The following is a 14,287-nucleotide window of genomic DNA, read 5'->3' as shown; positions in this document are numbered from 1 at the left end:
GGTGGGTCAGGCGACGTCGAGCTCGACGTGCTTGTCGCCATCCCCGGCGTAGTCGTGCTCGGGGGCATCTCGTCGACCGTCGTCGGGGCCGAGGTCGATGTACGCGTCGCGCAAGCTGGTGTCGGTGCCCGCGGGGTCCTCGTCGGCGAAGGCCGCCAGCTCGGCGGGGTCAGTGGTGACCAAGAAGTTCTCGGTCGGCGACGCGAGCGACTGAAACGCCACCCACTCCGTGCCCGAGCCAAGGAGCCCCTGGCCGCGGTCGGCGGAGAGCAGGAAGTGGCGTTGCCCGGCGGCGAGGTCGAAGGTGTCGGCGATCTCGTCGATGGCCTGGGAGGATTGCCGCAGCAGTACGACTGTCGCGGCGTTCGCCACGACCGCCCGTCCGAGGTCGGAGCTCAGGACGTCGGCGGTGTCTTGCGTCGCGACGGTGAGTCCGGCCCAGTGTTTGCGGGCGGCTTTGGCCATGCGGAAGAGGAACTTCGCGCCTTCGGGTTGCTGCATCAGCAGCCACGCCTCGTCCACCACGACCAGCCGTGGCCGTCGGTGCGCCGGGTTCGACACCCGCCGCCACACCGCGTCGAGCGTCAGCAACGTGCCAATGGCTTTGAGCTCGTCAGGCAGGTCACGCAGGGAGAACACGACCAGGTGTCCATCGGGTGCGGTAGTGGTGGGCCCGTCAAAGAGGTCAGCGAACGCGCCGTCGACGAACGGATGCAATCGGGCGGCCAGATCGGCCGCGACCGCATCGCCTGCGGCGGTGAGGGTGTCGCGGAGATCCCGCATCAGCGGCGCCGGACGAGTCCACGTCCGCGGGTCCTGGGTGATCCCGGCACGCCCGTAGGTGCCGGTGATGGCGGTGTCGAGAACGGCACGTTCGCCCGCGGTGATGTCGGTGCCGAACAGGACGGCCAGCACGGTGTGGAGAAACAGCGCTCGCCGGTTGAGCGCGTCGTGTGGCGCGGTCCGGCGACCGTTCGCGCCGGTCTGGATCGGCAGATCGAAGGGATTGAGTCGCACGCCCCCGGCACCGAGGTGGACGTAGGTGCCGCCGACGACGGAGGCGAGGCGGGCGTATTCGTCTTCGGGGTCGATGACGAACGCCTGCACCCCATCCGCCGCCCACCCGCCCCCGTCGTCGGCGTCGGCGGGTGGCCGCATCCGTCGGTAGAGGGAGCGGAGGGTTTCGAGTTTGACGAGGTAGGACTTCCCGGAACCGCTACGGCCGAGGACGATCGCGTTGTAGTTGTCGCACGCGAACCGGTCCCAGTGCACCAGGCCTTGGGAGCTGACGTTGTAGCCGTAGAGGACTCCGGTCGGCGCGGTCGATGTCGGGTCCGTCGGCGGCAGATCCGGTGAGGTGAACGGGAACGCGGCCGAGACGGCGGCGGTGTCGAATGTCCTCTTCAGACCGAGCGAGTCGAGCCCGAGCGGCAGGGTGGTGACCCAGCCCTGCAACGCCCGGTAGGTGGCGGGTTTCGCGTCCAGCAGGAGCGACGCGCACAGCGATCGCAACGCGGACACTTCCTCGGCGAGCGTGTCCTCGTCGGGGGCGTGGATCGTCAAATACAGCCCGAACTTGAACAAGCGCCCTTCGCCGCGTGCGATACGCCGGGACAGGTCGGCGGCGTCTTCGGCCGCGGCGTCGAGATCGGGGTCGTCGAGGTGGTCTTGTCTGGCGTGGTGGCGTCGGGAGGATTCGAGGCGGGCGCGTTGTTTCTTCAGGCCGCTGGCGGCGGTGGCGGGGTCGACGGGCTGGATGTGTACGGACACGTCGAGCCGCGCGGGATAGGTCAGCAGGGGAGCGAGCCAGCCCGGGTAGACCTCTTGGGGGTAGCCGGTGACGCCGAAGGAGGCGACCCATTCGTTGCCGACCTCTAGGTGCCGGGTGCCGACCGAGAGCGCGTCAGGTGTGAAGGCTCCGGCGGACGCCGACCCGGACCGCGGAGTGCGGGGGTGAGTGCGGGACATGGTGTTACCTGCCTTCGGTGTCGTCGCGGTCGGCCAGCTCGTCGTCGTAGTCCCAGTCCTCGTCCTCGGCCAGCCACGGACCGGACCGGGACCCCGGCTGTGGCGAGGTCGGTGTCTCGGAGGCTGGGGGTCGAGCAGCGCGCCGAGCTGCAGCGGTGTGCTCGTCGGAGCTGTAGAGGTCGGTGAAGGTGGTGGTGCTGGTGACGACCTCGTCGGACCCGGCGAGCCCAGCTGAGGGTGGGAGGAACGTGTCGGGGTTGCAGGCCGCGGCCAGCACCCCGGTCGCGGTGGAGGCGTCGAGTGCGGTGACGACGATCCCTGCGGGGGTCAGCAGTTCGGCGGCTTCGCCCAGGCGCCTCACCAGTCGTTGTTCGGCCGCCTGGCGCACTCCCGGGTCACCCTTGGCAGCAGGTGCCGGCCGTCGCCACGGCGGCTTTCCCAGGCTGACTCTGTTGGCCGGGGCCAGGGTGCGGGTCGGTTCGCGCAGGACCAGCAGCACTTGGCGGCGCAGCAGGTCGGCGTGGCGGGTCAGTTCGTCGAGGTAGTCGGCGTGGTCGCGTGCGGCGGCTTCGAGGGCGGGGTGGGGCAGGCCGCCGGCGCGGGCGCGCAGTTCCGCGATCTGGGGGGCGAGGTCGAGTCGTTCGGCGCGGATGAGGAACTGCACCGGCGCGGTCAGCGAATGCAGGTATCGCGCGAACGAGGCGACGAGCGCTTCCTGTTCGCCGGGTGTGCGCAGGGAGAAGTTGACTGTGGAGCAGACCGCGATCACCGCCAGCCCGTCCGGCCCGAGATCGACCACCCCGGGCTGCCCGCCGGTCCCGCTTACCCCGTGCGCGGGCAGCTCCAGTGGCGTCGGCGCGACCTCGTCGTGCGATCGGCGGCGCCTGCGGCTGCTATCGCCATGGTCGGCCCGCTGTGTGTCGGTGATCAGCCACGCGGGCGCCGGGCGCACGCCCTCTGGCGCCGACACGCGGTGGCGTGGGGCGAGCCTCTGGCGGATCGCGGCCAGCAGCAACCGATCCAGCGCCACGCCGTCCCGGTGCCCGAGCGCGATGACGGTGACCGCGATCCCCACCGGGACGGCGAATACCAGGAACACCGGTGCCGGCAGGAACGCGTGGGTGGCGCCGTAGAGGGCGTAGAGTAGCAGGCCGGCGATGCCGAGGATCGCCAGCTGCCGGGCGGTCAGCGGGCCGAGGACGCGGTCTGGGCGATCGACGTCAGCGGGGATACGTACCGCATACGACACGTTCGCTCGGGAGTCGTGGTAGCTCATTGGTGGTTACCCATCCGTTTCATCCGTTGTGTGGCCGGGAGTTGCCGGTCTTGTTCGAGCGGCGCACGCGGCGGGGGCTGTGGTTCGTGTGCGAGGTCGACGGCCAGCAGCGGGTGACGCTGCGGCAGGAGTGGACCGATCGCGGCGCGCCGGCCGGTGAGCAGCGGCTCTCGGCCGACGGGCTGACGGCGTTGCGCGAGGTAGCCGACGCGCTGCTGGGGCGCCGTGACAGCGCCACCCTGGTGGGTGAATGATGATCTTGGTGATGCTCGGATTCGACGGCGACGGCTCTGCTGGGTCAGGAGTGAGGCATGGTGGCCGCGGCCTGGTGTGGCGAGGCGGTGATGGCCGTGGCGAACATGGTCGAATCGTTGCTGCGCAAGGACAATCGCGGCGGTGGCACCGGTGAACGGGGCGTCGAAGATCACCACGGAACACCGCTCCCGCAGCGCGGTGGTGTATGTGCGGCAGTCGACGATGATGCAGGTCCGCGACCACGGCGAGTCGACCGCGCGGCAGTACGGCCTGTCCGCGGTCGCGGTGGAGCTCGGCTGGACCGCCGAGCAGGTCCTCGTCGTCGACGCCGACCTGGGTGTGTCGGGTCGCTTCGGGTCCGAACGCGACGGGTTCCGCGAGCTCATCTCGCGGGTCTGTCTGGGCGAGGTCGGTGCGATCTTCGGGCTGGAAGTCTCGCGGCTGGCGCGCTCGTCGGCGGAGTTCGCGCGGCTGCTGGAACTGGCCAGGCTGACCGACACGCTCCTGATCGACGGCGACGGAGTCTACGATCTGGGCGACGTCAACGACCGTTTGTTGTTGGGGCTCAAGGGAAGCATGTCGGAGGCCGAGCTTCATCTGCTGGCTGGCCGGTTGCACGGCGCGAAGCTGGCCGCCGCGCACCGCGGCGAGCTGCGCGCCAAGCTGGCCGTCGGGTTCGTCTACGACCTCGACGGCCAGGTCGTGATCGACCCGGATGAACAGGTCCGCACCGCGGTGGAGGACCTGTTCGCCGAGTTCGCGCGCACAGGCTCGGCGTTCGGGGTGGTCAAGGCGTTCGCCGAGACCGGCAGGTTGTTCCCGCAACGCGCCTACGGCGGCGCGTGGGCCGGTCAGCTGAAGTGGGGCAAGCTCGGCCACTACCGGGTGCTGCAGGCGCTGAAGAACCCCGCCTACGCCGGGGCCTACACCTACGGCCGCAGCTACGACACACGCCGCGTCCAGCCTGATGGCACGGTGCGCTCGGCGCGCCGCACCCGCGCCCGCGACGAGTGGACGGTCCTGATCCAGGACCACCACGAGGGCTACATCAGCTGGCAGCAGTACCTGGACAACGAGGCCATACTCGCCGCGAACCAGACCAACGCCGGTGCCCGTCCACCCCGCGAAGGCATCGCGTTGTGTCAGGGCATCGTCCACTGCGGCGGCTGCGGCGCGCGGATGGGCACCCGCTACGGCAACCGCCACTACGTGCACTACGAGTGCTCCAGCGCCCGCGACCAGGCCAAGACCGCGCGCTGCCGCTCGGTCACCGCCTCCACCGTCGACGCGATCGTCTCCGAGTTGCTGCTCAAAGCCGTGACCCCGGAGCAGATCACCGCCGCGCTGGCGGTGGCTGATGAGGTGACCGAGCGGCATGTCCGCTCGCACCGGGCCGCCGAACTCACGGTCGAACGCGCCCGCTACGAAGCGGACCGCGCCGAACGCGCGTTCAGTCAGGTGGAGCCGGAAAACCGTTTGGTGGCAAGGAGTCTGGAATCCCGCTGGGAAACCAAGCTCGCTGCGGTGGCCGAGGCGGAAACGGCGCTGGAGACCGCTCGGGCAGCCAAGCCACCGCTGCCCGAGCGGTCGACGTTGGAGGCGTTGGCGGCGGATCTGCCGCGGTTGTGGGACGACCCGGACACCAGCCCGCGTGACCGCAAACGGCTGCTGCGCACCCTCGTCGCCGACGTCACCCTGCTGCCCACCGCCGATCCCCGCGAGGCCCGGATCGGGGTGCGCTGGCACACCGGCGCCACCGACGAGGTCACCGTCAGCCGCAAGGGCCCTGGCCGCACCCCGGCCACCGCGCTGGAGATCATCCGCCGGCACGGCGCGACACGCACTAGCGAGCAACTCGCCACGGAGCTCAACGCGGCTGGCCTGACCACGGGCAAAGGACGTCCCTGGGACACCGCCGCCGTTGCCCGGGTCCGCGACACCTACGGCATCCCCGCGCCCCGCACCGCGGCGGTCGGGGAGGGTGAGGTCAGCATCGCCCAGGCCGCCGCGCAGCTCGGCGTCGCGCCCAAGGCGGTCGGCAACTGGATCCGCAAAGGCCAGTTGCCCGCCCGCCGCGGCGCAGCCGGCCGCTGGTGCATCCCGTGGGACGAGGCCACCCAGGAGCTTTACCGGCAGCAGGTCGCGAACTCGTTCCGCGTCACACGAACCGTCCCAACAACCGCAGGAGAGGCAGTATGAAACGACCGTCGGTATGCGAACGGGTCTGGACATGGTCGTGGTTCCTCACTTCTTCTTCGGGCGCCGTGGACGCGCGGGAAGATCCAGCGGCAGCGGCAACTGCCGCCCTGCTGGCTTCTTCGGGGCCGTCGGCCGGGCCGGGCGCGGGGCGGGCGGCGGATCGGCGGGGGCAGGTTTGGCTTGGCGGCGCACGCCAAGCGGCAGCGGGTACTGCCCGGACGCCAGCGGCCGATTACCGGTGTAGGCGTCGGATGCAGGGCGGCGGGACGCGCGAGCCGCGCGGTTGATCTGCCCGGACGGCGTGATCAGGCCTGGCCCGGTTTGCGGGGCGCGGTTGCTGCGGGAAGGGTCGGCGAGTTGATCGGCGATGGTTCGCCGGGGCGCGCGGGGTGTCTGGGGCGGCAGGTGGATGGGCAGCATCCCGGTGCTGGGCGCGAGCATCGCGCGAGGCAGGTTCGCCGGCGGCTGGGCTTGGCGGTTGACTCGCCCGTCGGGCATGAGCAGTCCCGGCTGGCGCATCGCCACAGGTGCGGGCCGCCCGGTGGCGAGGTCGTCGGCCAGGGTGCGCGGTGGTGTCCGGTGTGGGTCGTGGCGCACGGTGAGTGGCAACCCGAGCTGATCGCGGGGGAGCGCGTTCGGCAGGTCTTTCGGTGGCAGTGCACGGGGGTTGGGACCGACGGTCCGGTCGCCGCTGTGACCGCTGGTGGTGAATAGCGACAGCTGCCCTGGCCCGGGTTTGCCGTCGCCGAGCAGGCCGGGCCGTGCGGGGCCGTCCCAGCCGCGTCGCCGGGTGCGGAACGGCTTCGATACCCGCCGCACCTTCAAGGGCAGCATGTACTGCCCCGACTGCGTGGACGGCGGATCCGCCGGCGCGCTCGGACCGCCGGTGCGCGGTGTGCCGCCACGTTTGCCGCCACGTCTGCCGAGCAGACCGCCGGCGCCGCCGAGCAGGCCCATCGTCTTGTACACGATGACCCCGCGGACCAGGCGGCCGAGCATCGATCCCTTGCCCGACTTCGCCGACGACAGGAACCAGAACGGGATCTTGATCAGGACGTACATCAAGGCGATGCACAGCAGCAGGTTCGTCCACGCCGACACTGTCGGCCCGAAGAGCGTGAACCCGCCCGGGGCGAAGAAGATCTTCAGCCCCACCACCAGCGTCAGCGACTGCGCGACCTGGACGGCGAGGGCGCCGGCGTAGCTTCTCCACCACGCGTGGGCGATGCCTTCGGTGTGGGGCAGGGCGTGGAACATCAGGGCGATCGGGGCGGCGGCGATCAGCAGGATCGTCAAGATGACCCGCACGATGAACGTGACGAGCAGGACCAGCAGCATCACGATCAGCCCGACGCCGAGCAGCGCGATGAACAGCCCGCCGCCGTGCAGTGAGCTCTGCACCATGGTGATTAGGCCGCGGGTCATGGTGGCCGGGTCGGCCTGTTCGCCCATGACGGCGTGGGACAGCGCGTTGGCGATCTGGATGCCTTTGGTCGCCAGAAACAACGACAGGGTCCCGGCGAGGAACCCGACGACTAAACGTGGTGCGAGTTCTTTGACGGTGTAGCGGGCCTGCAGTGTCTCGTAGGCCATGAGGATCATCCCGGCGAGCAGGACGAGGATGACGTAGGCGGTGAGCAAGATGTGCCAGGACTCGGTCCAGATCGCGCCGAGGCTGGGCAGATCATCCGGTTCGGGTGTGGTGAGCAGGGTGTTGCCCAGCAGGTCCAGCAGTGGGGTCAACCCGACCGCGACCACGGTGGCGAACAGGGTGGTCGCGGCGTTGATCATGCAGCCGGACAGGTCGGTGAAGCCACAGTCCGCGTCCCCGGCACCCGAGCCGGGTATCGGCGCGACCGGCGGAACGCTGGGGTTGAGGGTGGTCGGCTGCGGGATGCAGTTCGGTCCCGCACAGGGCGGTGCCGTACTGCTCGTTGGTGTGCTGCCGATCGGGCCGCAGCCGGGCAGTATCGAGCCGGGAAAACACGACGGGTCCGGGCCGGGCAGTGTCGTGATCGGCGGCAGTGGCGACGCGGGAATCGTGTGGCTGGGGCTGGTGGTGGGAAGGTTGCAGACCGGTTCGGCTGAGCCGGGTGCGCAGCTGGGATCCGGCGGCACCGGCACCGGCGGCGGTTGTTTCGGGGCGGGCATCGCGGCAGCGGCCAGGCTGGGTCCGGGGGTGGCGGAGGCGGATGCCACGACGCCGAGCACCGTCACTGACAGCGCCGCCGCGACCGCGAGCAGACGACCGCGCCGTCCGCGCGGACACCATGGCATCCTCCGGAGCACGGACTGCTGGTGGCGGGAGCCGGGTGCGGACGGTGGGCTGTTCAGGACGCGTGCGGCACGGCCGCGGGCGGGCGGTGGGCTGGGGGAGCGCGGGGTGTGTGCGGGCATCGGTTACACACCGCCGACGATGGTCTTGAGGATCTCCACCACGATCGGCGCGAGCGCGGCGAGCCCGAACCCGATACCGGCGGCTTTGAACGCGCCCTTCGCCTTCTCGACCTCGCCGGGATCACCGGACGCCATGAGGTAGCGCAGCCCGCCGACGGTGAGGAAGACGAGCACGACGCCGGCGAGGATGCCCATGATCCAATTGCGGATGTTGGACAGCACCTGATCGACCGTCTGTGCCAGCGCGACGTAGGTCACCGTCTCCGCCCGTGCCGCCGACCCCGACAACACCAGCGTCACCATGGCCAGGATCAGCCCCAGCGGAATCCTCGACCGACGCAGACGGGACGGCACAGAGGTCGGAGCACTTGACCGGGTTGGCCAGGTGCGCGGGCGGCTGTGGCGCGTGGGCGGCGGGGTCATGGTGGTGGGGCGGCGGTCGCGGCGAGTCGGCGGGCGCGACGCCGGTGTGCGGCGGTGGGGGCCGGCGCGGTGGTGGCGGTGGATCAGTCGCATGAGGATGCCTCCTGAGTGGGGTCCGGCCGGGACACAGGCCGGGTGGAGCTCGGGCGGGGCGAGTGCGCGGGTAGGTGTGGTCCGCGTTCGCTAACTCCGGATTTCCGGGTGCGGGGAGACACCGGGCGCCGCTGTTTGTCCGTCCACGCGGATGTACGGCGAGTGACACCACGCACCCGATCCCGGCGGGTGCCGCTCGGCGGTGTCACCGCAGGCGCACGCGAGGTACGTCGTTGCGATGGTGCGTGTGCGGCGGTGTCGCCGACGTCCGTCGTGCCGGTGGCGGCGAGGTGAGCGGCGAGGCGGGTCTCGGCGCGGTGGCGGGCCTGCTGAGTCGCCTTGTAGGTCTGCCCGCGCGCCTGCGCCGCGGCGGCCAGCGACAGTTCTCCGAGCCTGGTGTCGCCGATCAGCGCGGCTTCCGCCGCGGTGATCGCGCCGGCGTCGACAGCGGCGAGCAGAGCGAAGTCCGGATGCCCGCTCGACTGGTGGGGTGGGGCCGTGTGGTGGGTGAGGTCGGCCACCGGCGGGGTCGCGTCGAGTGCTTCGCGCAGGGCGGTGTGGCCGGCGCGGTAGGCGGCCCACCGCAGGCGCCACACGATCGCGCGGCGGTCTAGATCGACCGTCGTGAGTCCGGCGAGGAACCCGGTCAGCACCGCGGCGTGGATGTCGTGCACCTCGCCGCGAAACTGCCGGGTCAGTGTCGCCGCGACGCGCAGCAGCAGGGGCAGGGCCAGGCCGACACACGCCACCGTCCACGTTCCGCCCTCGGCGCGTGAGCGGGTGATGAGCGCGGCCCAGGCCGCGTCCTGCGCCGGCGCGGCACTCCCCCGGGGCAGCAGCAGCGTGCCGAGTTCATCCAGCGGCACCAGACGCGCCGGCAGGCCCGCAATCGTGCGGCAGTCCAACGCCACCGGGTGCGGCCCGGTCACCAGCCACGCGAACGCGGTACGCGCCGCGTCGAACACCCCAGGATCGGCGATATGGGCAGGGGCGGGGCGCACAAAGAACGCTCCCGAGTCGGGATTCTTTTCTGACGACGGCAGGTTCATGACTGAATCTCCTGAGGTAAGGAAAAGCGACACAGTCAGGAAGCCATTTCGGCCGTCTCACAAGCGTCTCAAGACCGTCTCCGAACCGCCTCAGAGGCGTCTCGCAAGCGCCTCAAAACCGCCTCAAGGCCGTGATAGATGAAAGCTCAACCAGTTGGGTGGCGGCAGGCAGGGCGGGGGCGGAGCTGCTGTGAGTCGAAGTTTTCTCGACGTTGAGCTGGGTATGAGACGCTCTTGAGGCGGTATTGCGCACGGTGGCGCCTCAAGCGCGTTGTGTTCGAGATGGGCTTGCGGCAGTGCTTGGCGGAGGGCTCGCACAGTTTTTCTGGCCCGCTGGGGATGCGCCGGCACTGTCCGTCGACGATGCGCTCCGAGTCGCCCCGTATTTCGTGTCATGCGTTCATTTCCGCCATCGCGCTGTCTGGCGTTTGTGAGATGAAGAAAAGTTTCTTTTTCTCCCGGGCGGTGTCTCCGAATCGTCGTTTTTTCTGAGTTAGCCGGTGACAGCACAAGCACCCTGCCGCACCGTCGTGGCGGTACCTGACACCGGAGGCCACTCGTGACCCAGCGCTCGCCGTCCTCGGCCGATCGGCCGCAGAACCGACGCGACTCCACTCACCCGCCCCGCACCCGCCACGCCGCCAACGGCACCCCTTACCCCGGAGCCCCCACGCCGCCGGACATCCCGGGCGACACGCCTCGCCCGCGTCGCACTGACACCGCCCGTGCCTCGTCGCGGCCGCGTTCGGCGGTGCCGATCCCGGCGACGGTGTGGGCGAGCGGACCGGACCCGATCGACCCCAGGGCAGTCTGGCCGGTGCCGATCATCGAGGCCATCACCGCAAGCTTCACCGCCCCCGGCGCCCACGTCCTGCTCACTTCCTGGCCCACCCCGCACGCCGGCGGGCCCGGGTCAGGTTCCGGCCCGGACGACCACACGGGGTCGCTGCCCGACGAGGGAACGGTGGTCGCCGCGCTGGACGCGGTCGAGGCACTCGGGCGGGCCGCGTCACTGGCCCGTCTGGTGCCCGAGGGTGCGCTGCCCGGGGTGTCGTCGCGACCGTTCTGGGCCGGCTTCGTCACCGACACCCCGGCCGCCCACACAGCAGCGCACGCCGGTACCACCGCGACAGTCGGCGCACGGCCAACCGCCGGTGCGGAACGCACAGCGGAGCGCGTTGATCTGATCATCACGACGCTGCCCGCCGACCGCGCCGGCGACGGTTCGGTGGACGCTGTCGCACTCGCTGCGGCCGACCTGCTCACGGTCGGCGGCATCCTCGCCGTCTACACCCACAGTGACTGGGCCAGTGGGCGGTTGGTCGATCCGTCGGGGCCGATGATCGCCGCCGGGCAGAGCGCGGACCTGCTCTATCTGCAGCACATCGTCACCCTGCACACCCCGATCCGCGACGGTCACCTCCAGCTCCCGCACACCAGCGACTCCATCGCCGCGCACACCCACGCCCAAGGCCGCGCAGACGTCGGCGATGCGGGCGTCGCGCACGCGCTGGCGCACGGTGACGTGCTCGTGTTCGTCCAGGCCCGAGACCTCTCCGCACTCCCCGCCGGGCTAGCTGCCAAGCCCGGCGCGAATCCCGGAGACCTCCGATGACTCGTGTGTTTACGCCACTCACTCCGCCGCCTGTGTGCCCGGCGTCCGCATCGCGACCCGACTCTGTGAAAGGCAGGTGCATCCCCATGCCGCACACCTCCGACGCGTTGGCGGACGAGCCGACCGTGCCGATCGCCCGCGCGCTCATCGACGCGCTCGACAACGCCTCCAGCATCACCTTCGACACCGCTGACATCCCGGGTAACAGCACACCCCGTGCGACGAGCGCGGCCGATGCGTGGGAGTTGCCAGGGTCGGTCTGGGCGACCGCGCAGACGTCCCCGGCGGCGCAGCGCAAGGGCCGGTTCGTACCGGCGTCGACCGCGCACCCGGCGAAGATGCTGCCCGCCGTCGCCGCCCACGCGATCGCTCAGTACACCCGTCCCGGCGACGTGGTGCTGGATCCGATGTGCGGGATCGGCACCACCCTGGTGGAGGCGATCGACCTGCGGCGCCGCGCGGTGGGCATCGAGTACGAACCGCACTGGGTCGACATCGCCCGCGCGAACCTCGATCTCGCCCGCGAACGCGGCCACGATCATGACGGGCGAGTCATCGGCGGTGACGCCCGGCAGCTGGAGACGTTGCTGCCGGCGGAGTATGTCGGGCAGGTCGCGCTCGTCGTGACGTCCCCGCCCTACGGCCCGTCGCTGCACGGACAGGTCACGAGCGGCCCCGACACTGCGGACGGGAAGGTCCGCAAGCACCACTACCGCTATGGCTCCACCCTTGACCGCGGGAACCTCGCCAACATTGGCCACCACCGCCTGCTCGCCGGGTTCACCCGTATCCTCGCTGCCTGTGCCCGGGTCTTGCGTCCCGGCGGGCACGTCGCGATCACGGTGCGGCCGTGGCGGGAACACTCCGAGCTGATCGACCTGCCCTCCCAGGTCATCGCCTGCGGTATCGCCGCGGGGCTGGTCCCTGTCGAGCGGTGTGTCGCGTTGCTCGCTCGCGTCGCGGACACGGACCTCGTCGCGCGTGGCAGCTTCTTTCAACGGGACTTCATCCGCAAGCAGCGCGACGCCGGACTGCCGCTGCATCTCATCGCGCATGAGGACCTGCTCATCTTCCGCACCGCACAGTTTCCCGCGAGCTCGGATGTCGCGGACTCGCCGGGTCGTGGCGGGACAGCCGCGCGGCGTGTGCCGGTGCGTGACGAGTACGGCGCGATCTGGCCGGGCCGGTGGGCAGCATGACCACCACCTGGTGCCCTCCCGTCGCGAAGGCCTCACGACGCCTTGAGCGCAGCGTCGTCCCGGACACCTCCGGTGTCGAGCGCGGCGTGCCGGGGGATGTGGTGCGGCCGCTGACTGGCCTTCGAAGGAATCGGGCGGGTGCGGGTGCTGCCCTGGATGAGAGGAGGTGCGCGGCATGAGCGCACGAGTTCGCTGTGCCCAGTGCGGCTGGCACCAGCACTACCCCGACCCCCGCGACGCCCGTCGCGGTGCGCGCTTCGCCGCGATCAGGCACCGCTGCGATACCGCACCGCCCGGCGGTCAGCGCACTACCCCCGAGCTGCCGCATATACCTGCGGAGGCCTGCCATGGCGACGAGTAGAACGCCCGCAGCAGCGCCCGGGGTGCTGTTGCGGGAGTTGCGGTTCGTCGCGACGCCGGGCCCGGTGATCGGGTCGCTGTGTACCGGTGTCGCGGGGCTGGACCTCGGTGTCGCGTCGGTCTTGGGCGGCCGGATCGCGTGGTACGCCGAGACCGACCCGCACGCCTCGGCGATCCTCGCCGCTCGGCTGCCCGGCGTGCCCAACCTCGGTGATCTGATGGCGGTGGACTTCGCCGCGGTGGAGCGGGTCGAGGTGCTCACTGCGGGGTTTCCGTGTCAGGACATTTCCGCCGCCGGGAGGCGTGCGGGTATCGAGAAGGGAGAGCGCATTGGCTTGTGGAGCGACGTGCTGGATTCCGTTCGTGTTCTACGACCAGACCTCCTTGTCGTGGAGAACGTGGCCGCACTCAGGTGGAAAAACGGGGGCCTGCATCGAGTACTCGGTGGGTTGGCCGAAGCGGGGTATGACGCGGTCTGGCGTTGCGTACGAGCCAGCGACATCGGCGCCGCCCACCGACGGGAACGCGTGTTCGTGTGTGCCGTCCCCCAGCCGGGGCAGGGTGCGGATGATGCCGACGCCGCAGGCCCGCGACGGCGAACCCCGCGGCCCCGCCGACCCGGCACGCCGCCGGGCGGGCGGGCACCAGGTCAACCTCAACGACGCCGTCGACTCGGTGATCAAACCCCGGTCGTTACCGCTGGCGTCGGACACTGGGATACCCGACCACCGCGCCGGGGCCGGGTTCCGGCCGACGCGGTCGCAACAGGTCCTGCCACTCGTCGAACACGACGCCCTGCAGCTGTCGCCGACACCGACGTCGGTGGACTCGCGATCGGCGGCGATCCAGACCGTGCTCAACCCGGGCCGCCCGATCCCCGGCGGGTGCGTGACGCTGACCGACTCGGTCCGGCTGCTGCCGACACCGACGGCGCCGGACGCGAAGAACTGCACCCACACCACCCACGCGGGCGGACCGTCATTACCCGACGAAGCCCGCACCCTCAAACAGAAAACGACGCCGCCGACACCAGCGGTAGTCGGACAGTGTTGCGCGACAACACAATTTCGGGTGGGGGGGGGGCTTCGTAGCTGTCTTTCCCCCGGTGCGTGGGGTCCTGTTGCCGACACCGACCGCGCACGACGGTTCTTCCAACGGAATCTCCGCTGCGTCACGACAAGGAGGCCCGTCCCTCTTGGACACTCTACGACTCCTGCCCACCCCGCGCGCCACCGACGGAACGAAAGGCTGCCCGGCGCAACGCGGCTCGAAAGGCGACCTGATGCTGCCCTCGGTCGTCATCACCGTCACCACACCACCACTACCGCCGGCCCGGTCGACACCGGGGCGTCGACCGACACGGAAACCGAAGGAGGTGACGCGTGATGGCCGCTCGCGCACGAAACCCCGAACACGCAGCCCCCGCGGATAGCCGGACGGTGGACTGGGGCGA

Annotated in this window: 11 protein-coding genes; 6 read left to right on the top strand and 5 right to left on the bottom strand. The window is 70.6% G+C overall.

What is annotated here, in order from left to right; all coding sequences use genetic code 11:
• Positions 1-6: 6 nt before the first annotated feature.
• Both QMK34_RS32100 and QMK34_RS32095 read right to left on the bottom strand, forming a co-directional pair.
• Positions 7-1,968, bottom strand: coding sequence for a VirB4 family type IV secretion system protein (locus tag QMK34_RS32100; RefSeq protein ID WP_326418389.1), 1,962 nt, complete (start codon positions 1,966-1,968; stop codon positions 7-9).
• Positions 1,969-1,972: 4 nt separating this feature from the next.
• Positions 1,973-3,244 carry a PrgI family protein gene (locus QMK34_RS32095; RefSeq protein ID WP_442785258.1) on the bottom strand — a complete coding sequence of 424 codons (1,272 nt, stop codon included), beginning with the start codon at positions 3,242-3,244 and terminating at the stop codon, positions 1,973-1,975.
• Between the two features lie 2 nt (positions 3,245-3,246).
• On the opposite strand from QMK34_RS32095, the gene QMK34_RS32090 reads away from it, so the two are divergent.
• Both QMK34_RS32090 and QMK34_RS32085 read left to right on the top strand, forming a co-directional pair.
• Positions 3,247-3,498: a DUF5372 family protein gene (locus QMK34_RS32090; RefSeq protein ID WP_326418388.1), complete on the top strand. Its 252-nt coding sequence runs from the start codon at positions 3,247-3,249 to the stop codon at positions 3,496-3,498.
• Between the two features lie 142 nt (positions 3,499-3,640).
• Positions 3,641-5,698, top strand: a complete 2,058-nt coding sequence (locus QMK34_RS32085) for a recombinase family protein (RefSeq protein ID WP_326418387.1) — start codon at positions 3,641-3,643, stop codon at positions 5,696-5,698.
• 45 nt (positions 5,699-5,743) lie between these two features.
• Here the strand turns inward: QMK34_RS32085 and QMK34_RS32080 are convergent, their stop codons facing one another.
• The 3 genes from QMK34_RS32080 to QMK34_RS32070 all read right to left on the bottom strand — a co-directional run bounded on the left by QMK34_RS32080 (position 5,744) and on the right by QMK34_RS32070 (position 9,660).
• Positions 5,744-8,095: a hypothetical protein gene (locus QMK34_RS32080; protein WP_326418386.1), complete on the bottom strand. Its 2,352-nt coding sequence runs from the start codon at positions 8,093-8,095 to the stop codon at positions 5,744-5,746.
• 3 nt (positions 8,096-8,098) lie between these two features.
• Positions 8,099-8,398: a pilin gene (locus QMK34_RS32075; RefSeq protein ID WP_326418408.1), complete on the bottom strand. Its 300-nt coding sequence runs from the start codon at positions 8,396-8,398 to the stop codon at positions 8,099-8,101.
• Positions 8,399-8,601: 203 nt separating this feature from the next.
• Positions 8,602-9,660, bottom strand: coding sequence for a sigma-70 family RNA polymerase sigma factor (locus QMK34_RS32070; protein WP_326418385.1), 1,059 nt, complete (start codon positions 9,658-9,660; stop codon positions 8,602-8,604).
• Between the two features lie 559 nt (positions 9,661-10,219).
• Here QMK34_RS32070 and QMK34_RS32065 point away from each other — a divergent pair.
• From QMK34_RS32065 to QMK34_RS32050, 4 genes are all read left to right on the top strand, one after another.
• Positions 10,220-11,275, top strand: coding sequence for a hypothetical protein (locus QMK34_RS32065; RefSeq protein ID WP_326418383.1), 1,056 nt, complete (start codon positions 10,220-10,222; stop codon positions 11,273-11,275).
• Positions 11,276-11,361: 86 nt separating this feature from the next.
• On the top strand, positions 11,362-12,474 hold the full coding sequence (locus QMK34_RS32060) for a DNA methyltransferase (protein WP_326418382.1): 1,113 nt from the start codon (positions 11,362-11,364) through the stop codon (positions 12,472-12,474).
• 175 nt (positions 12,475-12,649) lie between these two features.
• Positions 12,650-12,835, top strand: a complete 186-nt coding sequence (locus tag QMK34_RS32055) for a hypothetical protein (RefSeq protein ID WP_326418381.1) — start codon at positions 12,650-12,652, stop codon at positions 12,833-12,835.
• On the top strand, positions 12,822-13,925 hold the full coding sequence (locus QMK34_RS32050; RefSeq protein ID WP_326418379.1) for a DNA cytosine methyltransferase: 1,104 nt from the start codon (positions 12,822-12,824) through the stop codon (positions 13,923-13,925). The genes QMK34_RS32055 and QMK34_RS32050 overlap by 14 nt, the downstream gene beginning before the upstream one ends.
• Positions 13,926-14,287 lie beyond the last annotated feature (362 nt).

This window comes from Amycolatopsis sp. H20-H5, assembly GCF_035828755.1.
Taxonomy (GTDB): domain Bacteria; phylum Actinomycetota; class Actinomycetes; order Mycobacteriales; family Pseudonocardiaceae; genus Amycolatopsis.
Note: the sequence above shows the minus strand (reverse complement) of the source record. Positions and strands in the feature narration are given on the sequence as shown.